The sequence below is a fragment of the uncultured Treponema sp. genome (assembly GCF_934725225.1).
GTDB lineage: Bacteria > Spirochaetota > Spirochaetia > Treponematales > Treponemataceae > Treponema_D.
The window spans coordinates 213,802-237,424 of sequence record NZ_CAKVAM010000005.1 but is presented as its reverse complement, the minus strand read 5'-3'; the positions used below and the strand labels follow the sequence as shown (position 1 = coordinate 237,424).

Here is a 23,623-nt window from a genome sequence, read left to right as displayed (position 1 = left end):
GAGCGGAAAACGGGAATCGAACCCGCAACATCGACCTTGGCAAGGTCGCGCTCTACCATTGAGCCATTTCCGCAAAACCTCTGCGTTTTGTATTAATTTCTTTTCATTTAAAAAGAAGATTAAAATATGCGAAAGGAGGGACTTGAACCCTCACGCCTAGGGCACTAGATCCTAAGTCTAGCGTGTCTGCCAATTTCACCACTCTCGCGTGAATTTTTTGACCTACACAGAGTGTTTCAAAATCCTTTGAGCGATGGGAGGATCGAACTCCCGACCCACAGATTAAGAGTCTGTTGCTCTACCAGCTGAGCTAATCGCCCGATTTTATGCGTCCGACACGGCTCGAACGTGCAACCTTCGGATTCGAAGTCCACTGCTCTATCCAGTTGAGCTACGAACGCGTCCTGCTGCACGGCTCCACGTTGGAATCCGGGTGCCTGGTGGGATTTGAACCCACGACAACCAGATCCACAATCTGGCGCTCTACCCCTGAACTACAGGCACCATGCAATCAACGAAATAGAATATATCTGAATTACTTTCGTTGGTCAAGCAGAAAGTGCAAAATTTCTGAAAAAAAATTCATTTTATAAATTTTTCGCAAATACTCACCGCAATCAGTAAAAATGACACGGCAAAGCACGCAAAGTCCCGCGCTTTATATGGATATTTTTTTAGGCAGCAGCCGGATGTCCGCAGTTTGAATCCGCGCAAGTCAGCCGCAATTGCAGTCCCGCTTGTTTTCCGCACTGAAGAAACCAAAAGGGGAGCGCACAAAGGCAAAATCAGCGCAAGTTTTTTCAGCGGATTTTTTGTGTCCAGCTGGATTCCGCGTGAAGTCTGGGCTTCCTGAATTCCTTCCATTTCCTGCGCAAAAACCGGAATAAAACGGATTGCGGTTGTCAATGTAAATGCGTATTTGTACGGAACGTGAAGTTTTTCAACAAGCGCGTTTGAAAGGTCGGCAAGTTTCGTAACAGAAAGCATAAGGGCAAGCGGAAGAGTTGCGCCGCAAAGTTTAAGCACAAGATTCAGCGAGGTTGCAAGTCCGGCGTCTGTTATTTTCAAAAACGAAATCTGGTAAACGACATTTCCGCTTCTTATTATCAAAATCTGAAGAATAAAAAGGAAAACCGAAATCTTAACAAGCCCTTTCAAAAGCCTGAATGTCCTTGTTGAAATTCCGCAGAGAATTCCAGTCGCAATGTCAACGGCAAGAAGCAGAACTAGAATTTCAGCGGACGAGGAAATAAAGCATGATGCGCAAACCGCCATTGAAAAAATCAGCTTTGAAACTGGATTCATTTTGTGGAAAACAGAAGTTCCCGGAACGTAATCGACAAGTCCTTTCATTTTATCGCCTCCTGAATTTTTGCGGCAAGTTCATCTGCTGTGCGGACGTTTTCAAAATTGAATCTGTCCGGAAATTTTTCTTCAAGTTCAAGCGCAATCTGAATAATCTGCGGAGGAAGAAGGCTCGCTTTCTGCAAGATTTCTTTGCTGCGCATTATTTCAAGAGTTTTTCCGTCCGCCTCGATTTTTCCGTTTGCAAGAACAATCATCCGCTGCGCGAAGTCAAGAACAAGCTCCATGTCGTGGCAAACCATGATTACAGTTGTTCCGTTTTTGTTCAGCTCTTTTACTGCGCTCATGATTTCCATGCATTCCTTGTAGTCAAGCCCGGTTGTCGGCTCGTCAAGAATCATAACTTTCGGTTCGACTGCGATAATTGAAGCCAATGCAAGTCGCTGTCTTTGTCCTCGGCTAAGTGAAAATGGCGCTTCGCCCGGATTGAATCCAAATCGCTCGATAATTTTTTCTGTGCGCTTAGAAATTTCTTCTTCCGTTCCAGTTTTTAAAGCTTTTTGCCCGAATGCAATTTCGTCCCGGACTGTGTAAGTGCAAAGCTGGCGGTCAGGATTCTGAAAAAGGAAGCCTGTGTTTTTTGCAAGCACACTGTTTTTCGCTTTTTTTGTGTCGATTCCGTTTACGCTGATTTTTCCGTCGGAAGGCTTTAAGATTCCTGCAAGAAGTTTGCTGAATGTTGATTTTCCAGCTCCATTTTCTCCTGTGAGCGCGACAAATTCTCCGTCTTCTATTGAAAGTGAAATTCCGTGGATAAGCTCGGCGTCTTTTGTTTTTCCGTAGCTAAATCGGACTGAATCGCATTCAATCATAAAAGTCCTCCTGCAAGCGAAACGGCTTCTTTTGTGTCGATGCAAATTTCTTTTTCCGGCGTTATCATTTTGCGTGAAAGAAGGCTTTTGTAAAAATCAACTGCGCGCGGATAATTTACGCCAAGCAAAGCAAGCTCGATGGAATTTTTTAGAACATCGCGGATATTTCCAAAAGACTTTAAAGAGCCTTTGTCAATCACGGCAAGTTTTTTGGCAAATTCACAAAGCAGCATGATTTTTTGTTCTATTACAATAATTGTCATTCCGTAAGATTCATTCAGGTCTTTTAGAATTCTAAAAATGTTTCTGCTGGATGCCGGGTCAAGTTCGCCGGTCGGCTCGTCAAGCACAAGAATTTTAGGCTTCAGCGCGAGAATTGCGGCAACTGCGGTTTTCTGTTTTTGTCCGCCGCTAAGTCCAGAAATTTCCCGGCTGCGGAGATTTTCAATTCCGGTTTCTTTCAACGCCCACTCAAGCCGGCTTTCGATTTCGTCTTTTGGGATTCCGAAGTTTTCAAGTCCGAAAAGAATTTCATCTTCAACAACAGAGCAAGTCATCTGGCTGTCGATGTCCTGAAAAACACTTCCGACTTCAAGCGCAATGCTGCACGGATCGTTTTCAAAAACATCTTTTCCGTTTACGCAGACTTTTCCGTAATATTCGCCTTTGTAGTGGTGCGGAATGATTCCGTTTATCGCGCAGCTGAGTGTTGTTTTTCCGGCTCCAGACGCTCCGATTATTCCGACAAAATCGCCGTCCTGAATTTCCATTGAAATGTTTTTCAACGCTGGAACTGAACTTCCGCTGTACGCAAAGCTTAAATTTTCTATGCTTATCATTTTGCCACCGATTATTTTGGATTATTTTAAAGTCATTTTCAGCGGAATATAAAGCAGCTGGACAAGAACCGCGTTAATGCAGGCTGTGCAAAGAACAATCGGAATGTAAGCCGCAAGTGTCGCCTTGTCTGCGCCGAGAACAAAAATCAGCAGAACTGTGTAAAGTCCGCCGCTCACGAATGTGCTGAACAAAGTTGCGACTGCCGGTTTGAAATCGATTTTTCCAAGCTTAGGAAGCGGAATTTTTATCAGAAGCGACATCACGATTGCACCCGCAAATTCGCTTGCAAAGTTCAAGTACGGAGTTCCCGGAAAGAACTGGCAGATTGCGCCTGCAAGAATTCCGATGACCGCCGCCGCTGCGACATTTGCGTTAATCAATGCAATCGCCATGCAGTACATTGCGATAATGAAGTTTGGTTTCATTCCGCCGATGTTGATGAGCGAGCCTACAAAAAATTTCAGAACCGCTCCGGCCGCAAGCAAAACTGCAACAAGAATCAAGTCGCGGATTTGAACTCCTTTTTTCTCTGAGGTTTCAAGAACACGTTTTTCACCAAGATTTTCGTTTTCATTCATAAAAAGCTCCTGTTTTTTTTTGTTTCTGTTAGTAGAAACATATATCCGATGCGCTTTTTTGTCAAGAGAGAAAATTATTTTTTTCAAAACGAAATTTTAGGGGCAATAGACTTTTGAACAAAGCTAAGCTATAATTTAAGAATGAAATGGTTGATTGTTGCTCAGACGGCTCAGGAAGAAAATGCAAACCGAGCTGAAATTTTTTTTACTTCAAATAAATGCGATTCTGAAAAAATTGTTTTAAATCAATATGAAAAAAATTTAAAAGACATTTTTGAGAAAATTTCAATTTTTGACGGTTTTTTGTTTTTTTCCAATGTTGAAAATTCTGTGCTGATTTTGTCTTGCGTTTTTGGTTTTTGCTACGGAAAAAAAATGCCAGTTCTTGCTTTAGATGAAGAAAAAAAATACTGCGAGTTATTTCCTTCTGAAAATGAAAAATCATCTTTAAAAAATTTTTATTCTGAAAACGAGCTTTTTAAGTGGCTTGAAAAAAATATCGATGAAATAAAATCAGACAGTTTAAAACGCGCAAACAGAAATTCACTTTTGGAGCAGGGAATTTCATGCAACGCGGACAGTTTTGAATTTTATCTTGAAAAAGAAAAAACTGAAATTTGCAAATCAATTTTGAATTCTGGAATAGACGTGAATTCAAAAACATTGCAAGGAGTTCCGCTTTTGTGTGTCGCAACAAGAAATGACAACAAGGAAATGCTTGAGCTTCTACTTGAAAAAGGCGCGGACATAAACGAAGTTTCCGAAGACAGAGGATATTCTCCTGTGATGGATGCTGTCTGGCGGAAAAACTACGAAATTGCAAAACTTCTTATAGATCATGGCGCGGACTTGAGCACAATGAGTTCAGACGGGCAGTCTATTCTTGTTCTCGCAGTCGGAAACGGAAATTCAAAAATTGTAAAACTGCTTTTGGATTCTGGCGCAGATCCTGACGTAAAAGACAGCATGGGAATGAGTGCGCGTGGCTATGCATCGCTTTTCAAAAATGAAGAGCTTATGAAACTGATGGAAAAAAATAAAAAATGTCTAAGAAAAAAATTGTAATCGCTTTTGCTGGCGGCGGAACAGGCGGGCACATATATCCGGGAATTGCAATTGCTGATGAACTGAAAAAAATTTCAAATGAATCAACTGAAATAGAAATTCACTGGATTGGAAATTCCAAGGGAATGGATTCTGCAATAATTGAAAAAAATCTTTTGTCATTAGGTGGAAGCATTTCTTGTTTTCATGGAATCCCATGTGGAAAACTTAGGCGTTATTTTTCGCTGAAAAATTTCACAGACTTTTTTAAAATATTCGCAGGATTTATAAAATCATTTTTTATTCTAAAAAAAATAAAGCCGGATTTTCTTTTTTCAAAAGGCGGATTTGTAAGTGTACCTCCGTGCGCCGCCGCTGTTCTTTTAAAGATTCCGTATTTTACTCACGAGTGCGATTTTACTCCGGGACTTGCAACACGAATCAACAGCAAAAAAGCTTCTAAAATTTTAATTTCTTACGAGGAAACAAAAAAGTATTTTAAAGATTTCCAAAAAGAAAAATGCATTGCTACAGGAAATCCAGTTCGTCCGGCATTTTACAATGACAGTTCAGAAGCTGGAAAAAAATTCCTTGGCATAGATAATGGCTGCAAAAAAAATATTCTTTTAATTTTAGGCGGAAGCCTTGGCGCAAACCAGATAAATAATCTTGTAATTGAATGCCTTGATGAACTTAAAAAAGATTTCATAGTTGTTCATCAAACTGGAAAAAAATTTGCGCAGGAAAATCCTGACATTATGGCTTCCGGCGATGACAACTACAAGCCTTACGAATTTATTTTTAATGAAATGGTTTCTGTAATTCAATCCGCGGATATAATAATTTCCAGAGCTGGAGCAAATTCTTTATGGGAATGCGCCGTTTGTTCAAAGCCGATGATTTTAATTCCTTTGTGCGGTGCAGGAACAAGAGGCGATCAAGTTGACAATGCAGAATATTTTGCAAACAAAGGTGCTGCCATTGCTTTAACAGGAAAAGATGCTACAAAAGAAAATCTTCTTGATGCATTATCTGAAATGAAAAATTCAGAAACTAGAAATAAATTTGCTGAAAGCTGCAAGTCCATTTGCAAAGAAAAAAAGCCTTCTGAAATTATAGCAAATCTGATTTTGGAGCAGATAAAAATATGATGTTTCCCGCAATCGATATTGTTTTTTTGCTTGTTGTTTTGACGTTTGCAATTATTGGAGCAATAAACGGATTTTTAAATGAAGTGTTCGGAAAAGCAGCTCCAGTTGTAAGTATTTGGGTTGCAATTCTTTTTTACGGACGGCTGGTTTCTCCAATTGAAAAGCATTTGAAAATTCATTTAGTTTCTGTTGTGCTTTCTTTTTTGCTGATTTTTATAATTGCATTTATAGTTATGAAAATTCTTCAGACTGCAATAAAAAATATTTTTGGCGGTGAAATTTTCAAAGATCTGGATAGATTTTTAGGCTTTGTTTTTGGATTTTTGGAAGGACTTGCAATTGTTGGAGTTGTTTTAATTTTAATGAAAGCTCAGCCTTGGTTTAAGGTTGATTCAATTCTCGATGGAAGTTTTTTTTCAAGAATATTAAATCCCGTCATTTCAATTCCGCTTGAAAGCCTTACAAAAGCAGTTGAAAAAAATTCATCAGTTCCGCTTGCCATTCCACTTGAACAAATCCAAGGAAATTAAAAATGTTTGAAAATATTTTGAACCAAAGCGCGACAAAATTATTGCAAGAAGACATTGAAAAAAAACGCTTTCCAAATTCAATCCTGTTTTCAGGACCTTCATCTTCTGGAAAACTTTCCTGTGCTTTGGAAACTGCAAGAATTCTTTCATGCGCAAATTCTGGCGAATGGAATTGCACTTGTTCAAACTGCCGGCAACACAAAGCTATGGTAAGTCAAAATCTTCTTATTTGCGGTGCTGGAAACCGAACGTTGGAAATTGCTGCAGCGAAAAAAACTTTAATAAGTCAAAATATTCAAAACACAAAACATCTTGAGGCTTCAAGGTATCTTTATTTACGCGCAGTAAGAAAACTTATTTCAAAGTTCAATTCTGTGCTTTGGGACGGAGATGACAAGCTTCAAAAATTTTCTCCACTTTTACAAAATATAGAAGAGGGACTTGAAAAAATTCAGCCAGGAAGAATTCTTCCAGATGACGAGGAGCTGAAAAAAATATTAGATTCAATTGAAAAAGACTGCACCAAACTTGAAAGCAGTTTTTTGTACAGTTCGCTTCCTGTTTTGCAAATAAGAAATTTTTCATCCTGGGCGCATTTGAGTTCAAGCAATGGAAAAAAAGTTTTAATTATTGAAAACGCAGATTTAATGGCAGACAGCGCAAGAAATGCCTTGCTGAAAATTCTTGAAGAGCCTCCAGAGAATGTAGTTTTTATACTTACAACGACAAAGCGTGGCGCAATGCTTCCGACTATACTTTCCAGAGTCCGCACTTACAATTTTTTTGAACGCTCTCCAGAACAACAAAAAAATGTCATAAATAGAATTTTTCACTATGAACCTGTTTTCAATGATGAAAAAGAATTTTGCAGCATAACGGAATTTTTGCAGTCGTTTTTAACAGTAAAGCCCGAACTTGTAAAATCTTGCGCAGCTGACTTTTTTAACAATGTAGCTCAAGGACACGTTCCCGACATTCCTAAAATAATTTCAACTTGCGCTTCATTTGAACCAAGAATTCTTTTTAAGATTTTTATCCGCGGAATTATTGAATCGCAGGAAAATTTAAAAACATCCGCCGCAGGTTCAGAAGTTTCCTTTAAAATTTTAAAACAACTTAGAACTTCATTGAATAATGTTGAAATTTTCAATCAGAATCCTTCAGCCTGCCTTGAAGAGCTTGCAAGAAATTTAATGCACATAAATTATATGAATGATGGAATTCTAAAAAAATTCGCTTGATTTTTTGAGAGGAATTTAAATGACAGATTTTGTTGAAAAAGCATCTGAAAAAATTACAAAGCTTTCCGATGAACAGCTTGAGCGTCTTTTGAATACAGTCCGTGAAGAAAATGAAATATATGATTCGATAATTCAAAGCATTCCTTCAGGACTTGTAATCGTTGATAAAAATTGGTGCATAACAAAAATAAACAAATCTGCAAAACGTTATCTTCATTTTTTTCATCTTCATCAAATAAAATCAGAACCTGTTTGGAATCTTATAGCGGATGAGGAAGTTTCAAGTTTTATTTCCTTTTGCGCGCAGGAACAAAACACAAATACAAGTGAAGAATTTTCTATAGTTTCCGCGGATGATAAAGCAAGGTTCATCGTTGTTTCAATTTTGCCTCTTGTGCGTGATGGAAAAATCGCAGGAACAATTATTTTTATTGAAGACATAACTGCAAAACGTCAGCAGGAAATTTTGATGCACAGAATGGAAAGTTTAAAGAGCCTGACAAATCTTGCCGCATCAGTTGCACATGAAATAAAAAATCCACTTGGCGCAATAAGCATTCATATTCAACTTTTGCAAAAATCAATAAAAAAATGCAGGGAAGGTGACGGTCGACTTCCTGATGAAAAATTCATGGAAAAATATCTTTCCGTTGTAAATGAAGAAATCGAGAACTTGAATAAAATCGTAATGGATTTTTTGTTTGCAGTGCGGCCTTTAAAAGTAAACATGACACTTTCTGAGCCTGACTCAATAATAGAAAAATCAATAAATTTTTTCATGCCGGAATTTGAAAACTGCGGAATAGAAGTTTCTGTAAATTTGCAAGGAGAAGGAAACAGGCTTTTAATTGATGAAAAACTTTTCCGTGAAATTTTTATAAATATTGTGCAAAATGCAAAAGCTGCAATTCTTTCTAGCAAAAAAAACAACGGAAAGCTCGCTGTAAATTCTTTTATAAAAAATGAGCATTACATACTCACAATCGCGGACAATGGCTGCGGAATGGATGAAGCGACTTGCTCAAGAATTTTCGAGCCGTATTACACAACAAAAGCCGATGGAACTGGACTTGGACTTACAACTGTTTATAAAATCGTAAAAGAGTTCCGCGGAGAAATAACTGTAAATTCAGAGCTGAATGAAGGCACTGTTTTTACTGTGCAAATTCCTGTGCCGCAAAAAGAAACAATGCTTCTTGAAGAATAAAATTTAACCCAACGTTTGCTTTTATATAAAATATTTATTGCCTTTGTTTGATTTTTTTTGGAGGAAAATTTGAAATTCACAATTTTAATTATAGATGATGAAAAAAATATCCGGGAAGGACTTGCAGCAAATTTTGAACTTGAAGATTACAATGTAAAAACAGCAGCTTCTGGCAAAGAAGGTCTTGAACTGATTTCAAAAGGCGACATAGATTTGGTAATCACAGATTTACGAATGCCAGGAATTTCAGGTGAAGAAGTTTTAAATCATGTCGTAACAGAAACTCCGGGAATTCCAGTTATTATTCTTACTGGCCATGGAAGCATAGATTCCGCAGTTGATGCAATGAGACACGGCGCTTATGATTTTCTTACAAAGCCGCTAAATCTTGATCAGCTTGAAATGATTGTAAAGCGCGCGCTGGAAAGTCGCCAAATCAAAATTGAACATCAAGAGTTAAAAAAAGAAGTCGCTGAAAATTCTGCATTAAAAGAAATGATAGGCTCTTCCGCCGTAATGCAAAAAATTCAGGAGACGATAAAAAAGGCGGCTGCATCTAAGGCGAGCGTTCTTATCACTGGTGAAAGCGGTGTTGGAAAAGAAGTTGTTGCCCGTGCTATTCATGCTTTGTCCCCGCGGCACGACAAAACTATGATAAATGTTCATTGCGCGGCTTTAAGTGAAACACTTTTAGAAAGCGAGCTTTTCGGACATGAAAAAGGTGCTTTTACAGGAGCTGACCATTTGCAAAAAGGCAGATTCGAACTTGCCCACGGAAGCACAATTTTTCTTGATGAAATCGGGGAAATAAATCAGAATGTCCAGATAAAAATTCTTAGAGTCCTTGCTGAAAAAAAATTTGAACGTGTCGGCGGTGAGCAGACTATAGAAGTTGATGTCCGTGTAATTGCAGCGACAAACAAAAATCTTGAAGAAGAAATAAAAGCTGGAAGATTCCGCGAGGACTTGTATTACAGACTGAATGTAATTCATATTCATGTTCCTCCGCTTCGGGAACGAAAAAGCGATTTGCCGCTTTTAATTTCAGCATTCTTGGAAGAGTTCAATAAAGAAAATGGAAAATCAGTAAAAGGATTTTCTGGAAAAGCGAAAGCCGCAATTATGAAATATGACTGGCCGGGAAACATAAGGGAACTTCGCAATTGTGTTGAAAGCGCAGTTGTAATGAGCTCAGGTGATGAAATAAACATTGAAGATCTTCCGCCGGCAGTTGCAAAAAGTTCGCAGGAAAACAGCATTGCAATTCCGTTTGGAATAACTTTAGACGAAGCTGAAAAAATAATCATTCAGCAAAATTTAGCTTCAAATAAAAACAACAAAAGCAAAACTGCGGACATTCTTGGAATCGGAAGAAAAACATTGCAGCGAAAACTTTCGGAGTGGGGCGAAGACGAGGAAAAATCAGATGGAGACAATGTATGACAAGCTCGGTGATCTTTTAAATGAAACTTTAAAATCCGGGCAAGTAAAATTTAAAAAGAAAATAAAACATTCTGAAAAAGAAATTCCTCGTGAAGAAAAAAAATCAGAAGAAAATTTTTCTAATGAAAATGTCAGCAAAAATAAAACTAAGGAAGAACAAAAAAATCAGACTGAACATTTAAAAAATAGAATTTCATCTTTAAAAAAAATAACGCCGGAAGTTGAGCGCGCTTGCAGGCTTCTTGATATAACTGCTTCGGCAAATCAAGATGACGTAAAAAAAGCTTACAAAGAAAAACTGAAATATTTTCATCCAGACAAATATGACAAAAATCCTGTGCTAAAAAAAGTTGCGACAAATAAAACCAGAATGATTGTTGAAGCTTACGAACTTTTAATGAAGTCTTTTTAACTTTATGATGAAAATGCTGCGCGGTAAGAAGACGGAGCAAGTCCCGTGCATTTTTTAAATACTCTTGAAAAATGAAACTGATTTTCAAAAGAAAATTCATCTGCAATTTCAGAAACTGTGCTTGAGGAATTTATCAAGGCGAGGGCAGCTGTTTGAATTTTCAGGCGCATAAAATATTGATGCGGAGGCATCTGCATTTCATCTTTAAAAATTCGTATAAAATGCTCTTCCGAAATTCCACAGAAATTTGCAACCTCTGAAACAGAACATCTTGCGTAAACATTTTTCTCCATAAATTTTATTGAATGCTCAACGTAGCTTTTTGCAGTTTTTGATTTTTTTTGCTCAGCGATTTTTGATTCATTTTTATTTTGTTTTCCGAACCAGCGGAACAGGCAGCTTTCAAGAAGCAATTCCGCCGATTTTTTTAAGTCCGCAGAATCCGACTTTGAAAATTTCATTATGTCCTCAAGGATGAATTTTATTGAGGCCGTTTCGTTGCTGGCGACCGGCTGATTTTTTTTTCTGCTCGAAGAATTTATCAATAATTGATATAGTTTTTTTTCGGATTTACTCAGCGAAAAAAGAACTGCATAGTAAGTAAGCGGCTTTTTTACTTCTTTTGGCAGAATTGAATGGAACTCACGCGGAAAAACTAGAAACAACGTGTTATTCCTTATGCTGTAAGAAGTTCTGTTTGAAAAAAACGTGCCTTCTCCTTCCGAAAAAAAATGAATTTCAAATTCCATTTCTCCATGCGAATGATAGCGTCCGTGCCAGGCAAGTTTTTCTCCGGCAATCAATTTGTAAATAAAGGCAGTTTCTTTTATTTCCACGGCATTTTTCCTGTTTATTTTAAATATTTTAGCATGAAAAATCAATTTTGGATATATAAAATCAGTTTTCTGTATTGCTTTATAGTCATTTCAGGCTGATACTATTTTTGTAAGCGAAACGAATTTTAATTTTTTCTGGAGGTTTTTATGAAAACTGTCGCTGGAATTGACTTGGGAACACAAAGCATGAAAGTTGTTCTCTATGATTATGAAACTAAAAAAACTATGGAAAGCTCGTCTTGCCCAATGGAGCTTATTTCAGAATCAGACGGAACAAGAGAGCAAAAAACTGAATGGTACAAAAAAGGACTTGAAGTCTGCTTTTCAAAAATTTCTTCAGAAGGAAAAAAATCAATCCAAGCGCTTGGAGTTTCCGGGCAACAGCATGGTTTTGTTCCTTTGGATTTAGAAGGAAATCCGCTTTACAATATAAAACTTTGGAACGACACTTCGACGGCGAAAGAATGCGAGCTTATCACAAACGCTGCGGGCGGACAAGATGAAGTTGTAAAGGAAGTTCAGAATTTTATTTTGCCAGGATTTACAGCTCCCAAAATTTTATGGCTCAAGCTGCACAAAAAAGAACTTTTTGAAAAACTTCATTACATAATGCTTCCCCATGATTATTTGAATTTTCTTCTTACTGGAAATTATGTGATGGAGCAGGGCGATGCTTCTGGAACTGCTTTGTTCAATTCAAAAGAAAAAAAATGGTCAAAAAAAATCTGCGCGGCAATCGATGAGTCGCTTTTTGAAAAACTTCCAAAAATTATTGCAAGCGATGAGCCTTCAGGATTTGTTTCAAAGGAAGCTGCTGACTGGCTTGGAATTCCAGAGGGCGCGCCTGTTTCTTCTGGCGGCGGCGACAACATGATGAGCGCGATTGGAACTGGAGCCGTAAAAAGCGGAACACTTACAATGAGCATGGGAACTTCTGGAACTTTGTACGGCTTTAGCGATTCTTCTGTTGCCGATCCTGCGGAAGGCATTTCTGGATTCTGTTCTTCTTCCGGCGGATATTTGCCGCTTCTTTGCACAATGAACTGCACGGTTGCTTCCGAAGAAATCAGGGCGCTTTTAAATCTTGATGTAAAGGAATTCGATGCTGAAGCTGAAAAGTCAAAGCCGGGATGCGAAGGCGTTTTTGTGCTTCCGTTTTTCAATGGAGAAAGAACTCCAAATCTTCCGCACGGAAAAGCAAGCATAACGGGACTTACCGTAGCAAACTGCAACCGGGCCAACATCGCAAGGGCGGCACTTGAAAGCGCAGTCTATTCAATGCGTGCAGGACTTGATTCATTTAAAAAACACGGCTTTACGCCAAAGGAACTTCGGCTGACTGGAGGAGGTGCAAAAAGCAAAGTGTGGAGGCAGATTGCGGCGGACATTATGAACCTTCCTGTAAAAGTTCCAGTTTCATCAGAAGCCGCGGCGTTCGGTGCTGCTCTTCAAGCTTTATGGTGCCTAAAAAAATTGCAGGGAACTCCAGTTTCAATGGAAAGCCTTGCGGAAACACACGTTGCGCTTGATGAATCCAAGACAACTTTGCCGAACGAAAAAAATGCTTTGGAATACAGCAAGGCATTTGAAGAATATAAAATTTTGGTGAACCAGCTTTCGCCATTGTACAAATAAAAAAAAGTTTGCGTTGCAGGCTTTAAAACAAAAAAAACTTAACAAATTTTTAGGAGGACTTATGTCATTTTTCAAAGGTTCAAAAGAATATTTTCCAGGAATCGGCCAGATCAAGTATGAAGGCCCGGAATCAAAAAATCCGCTTGCATTCAAATACTACGATGCTGAAAAAGTTGTAATGGGCAAAAAGATGAAAGACTGGCTCAAGTTCACAGTAGCCTACTGGCATTCTTTCTGCGCTGACGGAGGAGATCCTTTTGGAAGCGGAACACGCGAATTCACTTGGAAAACTCCAGAAGAAAAAGTTGACGCGGCATTTGAATTCATAACCAAGCTCGGCTGCGGATACTACGCCTGGCACGACCGCGACATCTGCCCAGAAGGAACAAGCCCTGCCGACAGCGAAAAAAAACTTTCACATATCACAGATCTTTTGCTTGAGCGTCAGAAAGAAACAGGCGTAAAACTTCTTTGGGGAACTGCAAACGTATTCAACAATCCGCGCTACATGAACGGAGCCGCAACAAATCCTGACTTCGATGTAGTTGCGCAGGCAGCAAGCCAGATAAAAGCCGCAATCGACAACACAATCAAACTCGGCGGAGCAGGCTACACATTCTGGGGCGGACGCGAAGGCTACATGAGCCTCTTGAACACAGACATGAAAGCAGAAAAAGAACACCTCGCCATGATGCTTACCTTGGCACGCGACTATGCAAGAAAACAGGGATTCACCGGCTGCTTCTACATCGAGCCTAAGCCAATGGAGCCGACAAAGCATCAGTATGACTATGACTCAGAAACTGTAATCGGATTCCTCCGCGCCCACGGACTTGACAAGGATTTCAAACTGAATATTGAAGCGAACCATGCTGAACTTGCAGGCCACGAATTTGCGCACGAGCTTACAGTCTGCGTAGACAACGGAATGCTTGGCTCAATCGATGCAAACCGCGGAGACCCTGTAAACGGCTGGGACACAGACCAGTTCCCGGTAAGCATTTACGAAACGACACAGGCAATGCTTCAGGTAATCAGAATGGGAGGATTCACAACAGGCGGACTCAACTTCGATGCGAAAGTCAGAAGAAATTCAGTTGCTCCAGAAGATTTGTTCATTGCGCACATCGGCGGAATGGACATCTTTGCGCGCGGACTTGAAAAAGCCGTTCAGCTTATCGAAGACGGACGCATTCCTTCAATGGTAAAAGAACGCTACGCAAGTTTTGAATCTGGCAACGGAAAAGCTTTCGCTGAAGGAAAACTCACACTTGATCAGGTCGCTTCACTTGCAAAGCCTTATGATCAGGTCGCAAAAACTTCCGGCAAGCAGGAGCTTTACGAGAATATCCTCAACCAGATTTGCCTTGGATAAATAAAAATATGCAGTCTTCGGAGTTTTCCCGATGGCTGCGTTTTTTCAATTCAATCGGGAAGCTCCCGAAACCAGCTTTTTGTAAATTTTATCTTCGGGAAAATCCCGATTGGTGTTTTTAGTCTAAGCGAGCATTCGGGAACGTCCCGAAGAATGTTTTTGTACTAGATGAATCTTCGGAATCATCCCGAAACTTATTTCTTGAAAAATTCCATTCTCGGGAAAATCCCGATTGCTGTTTTTAAACAGGCGAGTGTTCGGGAATTTTCCGAAGGTAAATTTCAGCATAATTCATTATTTGCAAAAACATTGTTTCTATTGTAAAATGGCTTCCATGGAAAAATCGATTCTCCCTCAGGACTTAACTGGAGTTCACATACATTTTGTTGGAATCAAGGGCACTGGAATGGCGGCTCTTGTGGAAATTCTTTCCGCCCGAAAAGCTATGATCACCGGCAGCGATGTTTCAGAAAGATTCTACACAGATGAAATTCTTGAAAAACTTGGAATCAAAGCTCTGCCGTTCAGCAGCCAGAATGTTACAGAAAAAACTCAGCTTGTAATTTATTCAAGCGCGTATTCACCTGAAAAAAATCCAGACCTTGCGCAGGCAAAAAAACTCGGCATTCCGCTTCTTTTGTACAGCGAGGCTTTGGGCGAAATTTCAAGAACTGCATTCAGTTGCGGAATTTGCGGCGTCCACGGAAAAACTACGACAACCGGTCTTGCAGGAACAATGCTAAAGGAACTTGACCTTCCGTCTCAAGTTTTAGCAGGAAGCATTATTTCTTCTTTTGGAAATTCCTGCACAATGACTTCATCGGAATTTTCAAATTCAGATTCAGCTGAAAAAAAATATTTTGTCGCTGAAACCTGCGAGTACCAGCGGCACTTCATGTCTTTTTGTCCGCAGAAAATAATTTTGACTTCCGTTGAAAGCGACCATCAGGATTACTATCCGACTTTTGCTGACATTCAAAATGCTTTCGTTGACTACATCTGCAAGCTTCCAAAAAACGGCGACTTGATTTTTTGCGCTGACGACAAAGGTGCTTGCGAAACAGCCGCTCTTGCAAAGAAAAAACGAAGCGATATAAATTTTATTCCCTATGGAGAAAACGCGGAAGGCGACTTTAAACTTTCGTTCGGAAAAGTTGAGGGCGGAAAACAATTCTTTACAATCGGAAAAACTGAATGCGCTCTTCATGTGCCGGGAAAACACAACGCAAGAAATGCAGCCGCGGCATTTGCTCTGTGCTGCGAGCTTTTAAAGACTGCCGGAAAAAATCCGCAGGAATATTTTGACAAGCTAAAAAATGGCCTTGAAAAATTTTCAGGCGGAAAACGCCGCAGTGAAATTGTTGGGCGCGCGAAAAATAAATTTGGGCAGGACATAATTTTTATTGACGACTACGGACATCATCCCACAGCGATAAAAACAACTTTGGCTGGATTCAGGCAGTTTTATAAAGACCACAAAATTATCGTTGATTTTATGAGCCACACTTACACGCGGACAGCGGCTTTGCTTGAAGAGTTCGCATCAAGTTTTGAAAGCGCGGACATGATCGTGATAAATAAAATCTACGGAAGCGCACGCGAAAAAGCGGACAGCACAACTGTAACTGGAAAAATTCTTGCCGAGCACGCAAAAAAATATCATCCGAATGTTGTCTATGCAAAAGAATTTGAAGAGGCCGCTCAAATCATAGAAAGCGAGTTGAACAAAAAATCTGATGCAAAAGACGGCTACGTTTTTGTTACAATGGGAGCCGGCGACAATTTCAAAGTCGGACAAATGGTTTTAAAAAAATTTAAAGTTTAGGAAAAATATATGAACAGCATGACAGGCTACGGCTTTAAAGAAGCTATTGTAGAAAACACGCAGATAAGCGTTGAAATAAAATCAGTCAATTCACGGTTCTTGGATTTGTCTGTAAACATTCCGTCTTTTTTGAATCCGCTTGAAGCAAGAATCAGAAAGACTGTAAGCGAAAAAATTGTCCGCGGAAAAATCGACTTGACAATCAGAGTTCGCGACAACAATTCAACAGCAAAAGTCAGCGCAGATCCAGCCGCCGCAAAAATGTACAGCGATGCGATTTTGGAAATTGCAAAAGCCTTGGGAAAATCAGAAGCTGAAATTCCTTTGAGCCTGATTGTTTCGCAGGAAGGCGTTTTGAATGTTTCCCACGAATACGATGCCGAATCTTATTGGAAAAAAATTGAAGGAATTTTTTCTGAAGTTCTTGAGCAATTTATAGAAGACAGAAAACGTGAAGGCGAAAATTTAAAAAATGATTTGCTTGAAAAACTTTCTACGCTTGATGACTGCGCCGCATTTTTTAAGAAGTGGCAGCCGGAAATGGAAAAAAGATTCCGCGAGCAAATTTCAGCAAAGTTCAAGGAGCTTCTTGCGGACAAGGCAGATGAAAACCGCATAATGTCTGAAACTGCGGCGATGATTGTAAAATACACAATCAACGAGGAAATCATCAGGCTTCAAAGCCACTTGCAGGCTCTCAGAAAAGAAATCAACGAAAATCCGGTTCCGGGTAAAAAAATCGATTTTATCTGTCAGGAAGCGAACCGCGAAATCAATACAATCGGAAGCAAAAATCAGTTTACAGAAGTCGGTGAAAAAGTAATTGACGCAAAGAACGCCCTTGAAAACATAAGAGAGCAGGGCAAGAATATTGAGTAAGGAGCTGTTATGAATTATAAAATTCCTCAGGGAAAAGAACTTAGAGTTGCCATAAGCGGAAAGTCTGGCTGCGGAAACACAACCGTAAGCACTTTGCTTGCGCAAAAACTGAATGTAAAACTTATAAACTTTACTTTCCGTCAGCTTGCGGCAGAAAAAAATCTTACGCTTGCCCAAGTAATCGAAAATGCAAAAACGGATGACAGCTACGACATTGCAGTTGACACAAGGCAGGTTGAACTTGCAAAAAAAGAAAGCTGTGTTCTTGGAAGCCGTCTCGCAATCTGGATGCTTAAAGAAGCTGATTTAAAAGTTTATCTTATTGCTGATGACAATGTCCGCGCGCAAAGAATTCTGAACAGAGAAGGTGGTTCACTTGAAGAAATAAAAAGTTTCACTGCGATGAGAGATTCAGAAGACAGCCGCCGTTACAAAAAACTTTACAACATCGACAACAGCAGTTTTGACTTTGCAGATTTAAAAATTGATACGGCTTTGTTTACTCCAGAGCAAATAGTAGAAAAAATTCTTTTGGAACTTGAAAAAAGAAATCTTATATGCGCGGCTGAATAATTTTTTTTTCATTTCAGTTGATGAAAAAAGCCTCGGAAAAATCCGAGGCTTTTCTTATATAAAAATTTACAAGTTTGAAACCAGCCATTCCTTGAATGAATCGTAATCTTTGCTCATTGGAATAGCGTTGTCAGGAAGAGAAATAACTTTTTCCAGACGCTCAGGAAGAGCAGGCTCTTGTCCGATTGCCTTGTAAACTGTCGCGCCGAATTTTGCAGGATGAGCAGTTTCAAGAATTATTGCAGATGCTTTTTTGTCTACAACAGATTTTGCCCAAGAAGGAACATTCGGTGTAAGACCAGGCTTTGTAAAATCATTTTTCTGGCCGTTTACAAGTTTTTCCATTTCTCCACCGCGAATATCATTCCATGCTTTCCAGGCAACTGCGCCGTGCGGATCTATTACGTATCCTGTTTTGTTTTTGCAGCTTTTAATTCCGTCAATAGTTCCTTCGTCATCTGTCCAATATGAAGCGAAAAGATTTCTTACTTGGTCAAGAGAATACATTGCGGCAATTCTTTCATAGTTGCTAGGCGCACCAACATCCATCGCATTGCTCAATGTTGCGACAGAAGGGCGAGTTTTGTATTCTCCGCTTGCAATCCAGTCCGGCACTGTATGGTTTGAATTTGTCGCGGCAACAAATCCAGTTATAGGAGCACCCATTTCACGCGCGATAAGCCCTGATGTAAGATTTCCAAAATTTCCGCTTGGAACAACAACAATTATCGCATCCCCTCCATTTTTGCTGTCAAACGGAATTCTCTTTTTTACAACGAGAGATGAATACATATAATAGAAAGATTGCGGCAAAAGACGGGAAATATTTATTGAGTTCGCGGAAGAAAGCCTGAACTTGGCTCTTAAGTCTTTATCTGTAAACGCAGTTTTTACAAGTTTCTGGCAATCGTCAAAAGTTCCCTTTACTTTTAATGCGCGGACATTTCCTGTGAAAGTTGAAAGCTGCTTTTCCTGCAATGGTGAAATTTTTCCGTCCGGATAAAGAATTGTAACGTCGATTCCCGGAACATTGTGAAACGCGCTTCCTACAGCAGAACCTGTGTCCCCGGAAGTTGCAACCAAAATATGAAGATTGTCATTTTCTGAGCGGTTGAAATATGACATCACACGCGCCATAAATCTTGCTCCGAAATCCTTGAACGCGCAAGTCGGTCCGTGGAAAAGCTCAAGCACATAAGTTACAGGATCAATCGGAACAACTTTTGAAGAAAACGGATAGCAGTCCTGAATTATAGATTCCAAGTCAGTGTCTGGAATTTCGTTTTCAACATAAGATTTTGCCATTTCGTAGGCAATTTCGCGGAATGAAGGTTCTGGATTGCGCTCCAAAAATGAATTTTCAAGACGCGGAAATTCAGTCGGCATATAAAGTCCGCCAGTTTCTGCATTCATTCCATTCAAAACCGCAGTTCTAAAATCAACACTAACTTTTTTATCTCTTGTATCTGTATATTTCATAAAATTCCTCAGCAAAAATTATTTTCAAAGTATATCAATGATTATAAAATTTTACAACAGCACGGAAAATACAATAAGTGAAAGATTGTAGACAAAATGAGCCGCAAACGAAGGCGCAATTGAAGCCGTTTTTATTCTGCAAATCCTTAGAACCGCGCCGCAAAAAGCCGCATTGCAAACAGAAATCCATCCTAAATATCTGTGGGCAAGCGCAAAAATTAAAACTGAAAATATTTCCACTGGAATTTTCCATTTTCCCAAAAGCGAATTTAAAGTTTCTGGAACAAACTGACGGTAAACGGCTTCTTCAAAAAAAGCTCCAGCCGCCAATGTAAAAATCAGAAAAATCCAAGACGAAAAATTTTCAGGATTTTTTAATAAAATTTCAGTTTGAGCGGAAGAAATTTTAAATGCAAAACAAAACGCATGGACGGCGGCAAAAATCAGCATTAAAAAGCCAAGCGTGAGCGCGCCCCATTTCAATGAATTTACAAGCAAAATAAATTTTTCATTCGCGGATTTTTTTTCGCATTTGTTTTCCATTTTAAATTGAATTTGAAGAATCGCCGCAATAAAAAATTCAGCCAGAACAGAAAAAGAAAATTCTTCGCTTAAATATGCTCCTTTGTCTGCAAAAATCGGCGGAATCAGCAAAAAAACAAAAACAACTAAAAACTCTGCTAAAATGTATCTTTTTTTCATTTTGGTATGTTATACTATCAAGAAACTGCAAAATTTACTATAATAAATACGTAATCGCATAAAATTCTTGGAGGTGGTTTTGTGCCTGCTGTAATTTCCGCAATTATAATTCTTGCTTTTATTTTTGCGCTTTTTAAATTATACAAAGCTTCAACTGAAAAAATGAATTTCTTTTCAAAGGGTTTTGACTACGGATTCAAGCATTCTGAAATTTCCGCGCTCTGGCAGCTTGCAAAAAAATGCGGAATTGAAGAGCCGCTTTCGCTTTACATTTCTGAAAATTCCGTGAACAGATGCATTTCTTCAGTAATCGAAGAGGCAAAGCAAAAAGGCGCGGAAGATTCAACACAAGTCCAGGCGTTTCTTGAAAAACTTTACAAATTCAAAACGCGCGTAATTCTTGACAAGGAAAACAAACGCGGAATCGAAAGCACAAAATCGCTTGATGCAAACCAAAAGCTAAGCGTCATTTTAAAAGGCAAAGGCGTTTTTAAGTCGCGCATTTTAAACAATGGAACTCAGCTCATAATTCTTCTTCCGTATCAAATTTCAAAGCAGTCCAAACGACCGGAATTTCTTCCTGAATCTGAATGGGACGGAAAAGAAATTTCAGTTTACTTTTGGCGCAACGGAGACGCAGGCTACGCGTTTGACACAAAAGTTATCGGAACTGGAATTTTCAGAAGCGACAAAGCTTTGTTTTTAATGCATTCAACAAAACTCGACCGAACTCAAAAACGCCAGTCAATAAGATGCAAATGCGAAATTTACGCGCAGATGTACATTGTTCAGCAAGGCGAAAAAATCGAATACGACAAAGTTGAAACTGCGCCCGGCTACAAATGCCTGCTTGAAGACATAAGCGAAGACGGAGCGATGATAAGAATCGGCGGAAAAGGAAAAGCAAATGTCCGCATAAAAATTCAGTTTGAAATAAACGGCGCGCTCGTTGTCATGCACGGCGTAATCCGGGCAGTTGAGTGGAACAGTCAGCTTGGACAGTCAAGAATTCATTTTGAATGCACGCACATTGAAAAAAGCATGAGGAACACAGTTCTTGCGTTTGTTTACAACGTGATTCCGCCGGAGCAAAAAGAAATTCATCAGGCGATTGAGCAGGCTTCTTCGGAAGAAAATCAGACTCAGGAAGAAAACAGCGCGGAAAAAAATATTCAGCAGGAAAATTCAAGCCAGTAATTTTTGAGGCAGCCGGAATGTATAGAAATTTTTCTATATATTTTATATATTTATCAAAGAAGATTTGCTATGAAAAAAATTTTATTTAAACAAATATTTTTAGTTGCTCTTTCAGTCTGCGGATTTTGCTATGCGCAGGAATCTTATATGTCTGATTTTTACAAAGGAAACTTGATTGAAAAAAAGCAAGTTGTTGAGTCGGCAAGCGCTGCTGGAGATTCTTCAATTGCAATCGCATCACTTGACTTTTCAATTTCCGCTTATGACGCACTTAGCTCGGACGCTGATTTTATAAACCTTGCGGAAACTTCTGTAAAATCGCTTACAGCAGGAAACAGCAAAGGCAAGGAAAAAATCATTGCTGAAAAACTTAGGACAATCTTTAAAACTTTCAGCGATTCAAAAATAAAAATCGCAGTGATTGACGCATTTTCTGTTTTTCAGTCGCCTGAAAATCTTTATCTTGTAAATGACTTTTTCTACAGCAAAATGCAAAAATCGCAGGAAATGGACGAAGCTCTTTTAAAGGCAATTCTTTTCATGGGCTCCTACGGAAATTCCGCATCGTTCAATATGCTTTTTATTGCTGACATTCTCGATGTCTGGCCGTCTTACAGCGCAATTTTAGCTTCATCTTACGGCGGACTTGCAAACGAAAGCGAAAAGGAAATTCTTCAGTTTTTGTCAACAGTTCCAATTGAAAAAAAGATTCTGATTTTAAAAAGGCTTGATGAAAATCCAAAAATTTCAAAAAAAATTTGCGGAGAAGCTGCAGAAAACGCATTGTCATCAGTTATATATAATATTGAAGGAGCAAAACCTGATTTTTCAGGAAGCAAGCTGGATTTGACTCTTGTCTGCCTTCAAGTTTTTTCTGACACACAATGGACCAGAGCCGCGTCTTTGATTGCTTCGTGCTTTAACGGAATTAAGCAAGAATATGAAAACGGAAATCTTTCCGATGAAGATTTTTCTTCTACAATAAAAAATATAGCTTCTGTTTCTTCTGCGGAAACTTCTTCGGCGCTTTCATCTTATCTTGATTTCCTGAACAAGCAAACTGAAAAAAATCTGCCTCCTAGCAAAGCCGTTGTGCTTTCTTTAATCAATTCTTTGGGGGACATGGGCGACAAGGCCGCTTTTGACAGCCTGCTTTATGCAACTTATCTTGATTATCCAGAGGAGGTTATAGCTGCCGCAAAAAATGCCCTTGCAAAATTAAAGTGGTAGATTTTTTTAAAGAAAATTTTCTAAGTCCTTTTGTTTTGGCAGCGGTAATATTCTGCATTTTTATTTACTCAGGCTTTTTAAAATGCAAAGAGCGTTTTCCATACAAAAGCCTGATTCCTTTGGAGCAAATCGACACAGCGTCCGGCATAGTTTGCTCCAATCCTTCAAAAATTTCTTCTGGAAAATCTTATATCTTAAAAGTAAAACTTAATTCTGTTTCAGGAGAAATTTCCGGCGCGAAAATAAATTCACAAGCATCTGGAAAAATTTCCGTTCTCGTTCCTGCAAAAATCGTTGAATCTTTATATCCCGGAAAATTGTATTCATCTTCAAAAAATGGAGTAATTATCGAAGAAGGAGAAGCTGTAACATTTTATGGAAAATTTTCAAAATCATTTTTTTCAGCAGAAAACGCAGAACAGCTAGAGCAGCCTCCTTCATTAAAACAAAAAATTTTCAGGTTCAGAACTTTTTGCAAACTTGCTTTTAAAAGGCTTATGTACGGCTGGGGAAGCGCAGGCGGTTTTATTTTGGCTTTGCTTTCCGGCTCAAGAGAATACACGGACAGCTCCTTATGCGAAACATTCAGAAATGCAGGGCTTTCCCACGTTCTTGCATTGAGCGGAATGCATCTTTCATTTTTTTCAGCAATTGCCGGCGGAACTGGAAAAAGAATTCTTGGAAAAAAATTTGACTTTTGGCTTAGGCTTTTTGGAATTTTATTTTTTGTATGGTTTGCAGGACTTTCGCCTTCGTTGTTCCGCGCATTGCTTTGCTCATTAATTCTGCTTTTCTGCGGAATTTTCTTTTGTGTTGAAGTAAATTTTTTCAAGGTTCTTTGCTTTGTGTTTTTGCTTCATTGCATGATTTTTCCCGATGACATTTTTTCCGCAGCGTTTATACTTTCTTATGGCGCGCTTGCAGGAATTCTTCTTTTTGGAAACGCATTCAAACGCATTTTTCAATCTTTTTTTCCGAAACAAATTTCAGATTCACTTTCTGCTTCTGCCGGTGCCCAGAGCGCGACATTTCCTGTGAGCCTTGCGCTTTTTAAATCAGCAGCTCCCGGAGGAATTCTTGCTTCTGTTGCAGTTTGTCCTCTCGTAAGCATATTTTTGACCGCGGCAATGGTTGCAATTTTGTTTTCTTTTATGATACCTTTTCTTTCTCCGTTCTTTGGAGCTATAATGAATTTTCTTTATCAGATAATAAAATTGACGGCAGAACTTTTTGCGCTTTTGCCGCTTGTGGAATTTTAACTTTTTGGAG

The 23,623-nt window shown here is 39.1% G+C and carries 22 protein-coding genes and 5 tRNA genes; 15 read left to right on the top strand and 12 right to left on the bottom strand.

What is annotated here, in order from left to right:
* Position 1: 1 nt before the first annotated feature.
* From Q0H92_RS09565 to Q0H92_RS09525, 9 genes are all read right to left on the bottom strand, one after another.
* A tRNA-Gly gene (locus tag Q0H92_RS09565) sits at positions 2–73 on the bottom strand.
* 54 nt (positions 74–127) lie between these two features.
* A tRNA-Leu gene (locus tag Q0H92_RS09560) sits at positions 128–208 on the bottom strand.
* A gap of 39 nt (positions 209–247) precedes the next feature.
* Positions 248–320 (bottom strand) — tRNA-Lys (locus Q0H92_RS09555).
* A 7-nt stretch (positions 321–327) separates the two neighbouring features.
* A tRNA-Arg gene (locus Q0H92_RS09550) sits at positions 328–401 on the bottom strand.
* 31 nt (positions 402–432) lie between these two features.
* Positions 433–504: transfer RNA gene (locus Q0H92_RS09545), tRNA-His, on the bottom strand.
* Between the two features lie 78 nt (positions 505–582).
* Complete coding sequence (locus Q0H92_RS09540; protein ID WP_296014351.1) at positions 583–1,353, bottom strand: energy-coupling factor transporter transmembrane component T; 771 nt, start codon at positions 1,351–1,353, stop codon at positions 583–585.
* A complete protein-coding gene (locus Q0H92_RS09535; RefSeq protein WP_296014349.1) occupies positions 1,350–2,177 on the bottom strand; it encodes an ABC transporter ATP-binding protein in 828 nt (275 codons plus the stop codon). Before Q0H92_RS09535 ends, Q0H92_RS09540 begins: the two co-directional genes overlap by 4 nt.
* Positions 2,174–3,016 (bottom strand): ABC transporter ATP-binding protein, encoded by an 843-nt coding sequence (locus Q0H92_RS09530; protein WP_296014346.1) that lies wholly within the window; start codon positions 3,014–3,016, stop codon positions 2,174–2,176. The genes Q0H92_RS09535 and Q0H92_RS09530 overlap by 4 nt, the downstream gene beginning before the upstream one ends.
* Positions 3,017–3,037: 21 nt before the next feature.
* On the bottom strand, positions 3,038–3,595 hold the full coding sequence (locus tag Q0H92_RS09525) for a tryptophan transporter (protein WP_296014344.1): 558 nt from the start codon (positions 3,593–3,595) through the stop codon (positions 3,038–3,040).
* Positions 3,596–3,736: 141 nt separating this feature from the next.
* Between Q0H92_RS09525 and Q0H92_RS09520 the strand changes: the two genes are divergently transcribed.
* The 7 genes from Q0H92_RS09520 (at position 3,737) to Q0H92_RS09490 (ending at position 10,623) form a co-directional block, all read left to right on the top strand.
* Positions 3,737–4,660, top strand: coding sequence for an ankyrin repeat domain-containing protein (locus Q0H92_RS09520; RefSeq protein ID WP_296014341.1), 924 nt, complete (start codon positions 3,737–3,739; stop codon positions 4,658–4,660).
* Positions 4,639–5,790, top strand: a complete 1,152-nt coding sequence (gene murG, locus Q0H92_RS09515) for an undecaprenyldiphospho-muramoylpentapeptide beta-N-acetylglucosaminyltransferase (protein WP_296014336.1) — start codon at positions 4,639–4,641, stop codon at positions 5,788–5,790. Before Q0H92_RS09520 ends, murG begins: the two co-directional genes overlap by 22 nt.
* Positions 5,787–6,320, top strand: a complete 534-nt coding sequence (locus Q0H92_RS09510; RefSeq protein ID WP_296014333.1) for a CvpA family protein — start codon at positions 5,787–5,789, stop codon at positions 6,318–6,320. The genes murG and Q0H92_RS09510 overlap by 4 nt, the downstream gene beginning before the upstream one ends.
* Before the next feature lie 2 nt (positions 6,321–6,322).
* Positions 6,323–7,561: a DNA polymerase III gene (locus Q0H92_RS09505; protein WP_296014329.1), complete on the top strand. Its 1,239-nt coding sequence runs from the start codon at positions 6,323–6,325 to the stop codon at positions 7,559–7,561.
* Positions 7,562–7,580: 19 nt separating this feature from the next.
* Complete coding sequence (locus tag Q0H92_RS09500; RefSeq protein WP_296014326.1) at positions 7,581–8,768, top strand: ATP-binding protein; 1,188 nt, start codon at positions 7,581–7,583, stop codon at positions 8,766–8,768.
* A 69-nt stretch (positions 8,769–8,837) separates the two neighbouring features.
* Positions 8,838–10,211, top strand: coding sequence for a sigma-54 dependent transcriptional regulator (locus Q0H92_RS09495; protein WP_296014323.1), 1,374 nt, complete (start codon positions 8,838–8,840; stop codon positions 10,209–10,211).
* Positions 10,195–10,623, top strand: coding sequence for a DnaJ domain-containing protein (locus Q0H92_RS09490; RefSeq protein ID WP_296014317.1), 429 nt, complete (start codon positions 10,195–10,197; stop codon positions 10,621–10,623). The genes Q0H92_RS09495 and Q0H92_RS09490 overlap by 17 nt, the downstream gene beginning before the upstream one ends.
* A gap of 2 nt (positions 10,624–10,625) precedes the next feature.
* On the opposite strand, the gene Q0H92_RS09485 is transcribed toward Q0H92_RS09490, so the two are convergent.
* Entirely contained in the window at positions 10,626–11,459 is an 834-nt protein-coding gene (locus Q0H92_RS09485; protein WP_296014312.1) for an AraC family transcriptional regulator, read from the bottom strand.
* 147 nt (positions 11,460–11,606) lie between these two features.
* Between Q0H92_RS09485 and xylB the strand changes: the two genes are divergently transcribed.
* The 5 genes from xylB (at position 11,607) to cmk (ending at position 17,746) form a co-directional block, all read left to right on the top strand.
* Positions 11,607–13,094, top strand: coding sequence for a xylulokinase (gene xylB / locus Q0H92_RS09480; RefSeq protein ID WP_296014309.1), 1,488 nt, complete (start codon positions 11,607–11,609; stop codon positions 13,092–13,094).
* A gap of 61 nt (positions 13,095–13,155) precedes the next feature.
* Positions 13,156–14,469 (top strand): xylose isomerase, encoded by a 1,314-nt coding sequence (gene xylA, locus Q0H92_RS09475; RefSeq protein ID WP_296014307.1) that lies wholly within the window; start codon positions 13,156–13,158, stop codon positions 14,467–14,469.
* 325 nt (positions 14,470–14,794) lie between these two features.
* Positions 14,795–16,294, top strand: a complete 1,500-nt coding sequence (gene murC, locus Q0H92_RS09470; protein ID WP_296014302.1) for a UDP-N-acetylmuramate--L-alanine ligase — start codon at positions 14,795–14,797, stop codon at positions 16,292–16,294.
* Between the two features lie 9 nt (positions 16,295–16,303).
* Complete coding sequence (locus tag Q0H92_RS09465) at positions 16,304–17,173, top strand: YicC/YloC family endoribonuclease (protein ID WP_296014299.1); 870 nt, start codon at positions 16,304–16,306, stop codon at positions 17,171–17,173.
* Between the two features lie 9 nt (positions 17,174–17,182).
* A complete protein-coding gene (cmk, locus tag Q0H92_RS09460) occupies positions 17,183–17,746 on the top strand; it encodes a (d)CMP kinase (RefSeq protein WP_296014294.1) in 564 nt (187 codons plus the stop codon).
* A gap of 66 nt (positions 17,747–17,812) precedes the next feature.
* Here cmk and thrC read toward each other — a convergent pair whose 3' ends face one another.
* Together thrC and Q0H92_RS09450 are read right to left on the bottom strand one after the other, a co-directional pair.
* Positions 17,813–19,225, bottom strand: a complete 1,413-nt coding sequence (thrC, locus tag Q0H92_RS09455) for a threonine synthase (RefSeq protein ID WP_296014292.1) — start codon at positions 19,223–19,225, stop codon at positions 17,813–17,815.
* A 51-nt stretch (positions 19,226–19,276) separates the two neighbouring features.
* Positions 19,277–19,927 (bottom strand): type II CAAX endopeptidase family protein, encoded by a 651-nt coding sequence (locus Q0H92_RS09450; protein ID WP_296014290.1) that lies wholly within the window; start codon positions 19,925–19,927, stop codon positions 19,277–19,279.
* An 81-nt stretch (positions 19,928–20,008) separates the two neighbouring features.
* On the opposite strand from Q0H92_RS09450, the gene Q0H92_RS09445 reads away from it, so the two are divergent.
* The 3 genes from Q0H92_RS09445 to Q0H92_RS09435 all read left to right on the top strand — a co-directional run bounded on the left by Q0H92_RS09445 (position 20,009) and on the right by Q0H92_RS09435 (position 23,613).
* The gene (locus Q0H92_RS09445; RefSeq protein WP_296014288.1) at positions 20,009–21,124 is read left to right on the top strand and encodes a PilZ domain-containing protein; all 1,116 of its coding nucleotides are present in this window, start codon (positions 20,009–20,011) and stop codon (positions 21,122–21,124) included.
* A 69-nt stretch (positions 21,125–21,193) separates the two neighbouring features.
* Positions 21,194–22,354, top strand: coding sequence for a hypothetical protein (locus Q0H92_RS09440; protein ID WP_296014279.1), 1,161 nt, complete (start codon positions 21,194–21,196; stop codon positions 22,352–22,354).
* Positions 22,348–23,613, top strand: coding sequence for a ComEC/Rec2 family competence protein (locus tag Q0H92_RS09435; protein ID WP_296014274.1), 1,266 nt, complete (start codon positions 22,348–22,350; stop codon positions 23,611–23,613). The genes Q0H92_RS09440 and Q0H92_RS09435 overlap by 7 nt, the downstream gene beginning before the upstream one ends.
* The last annotated feature ends 10 nt before the right edge of the window (positions 23,614–23,623 follow it).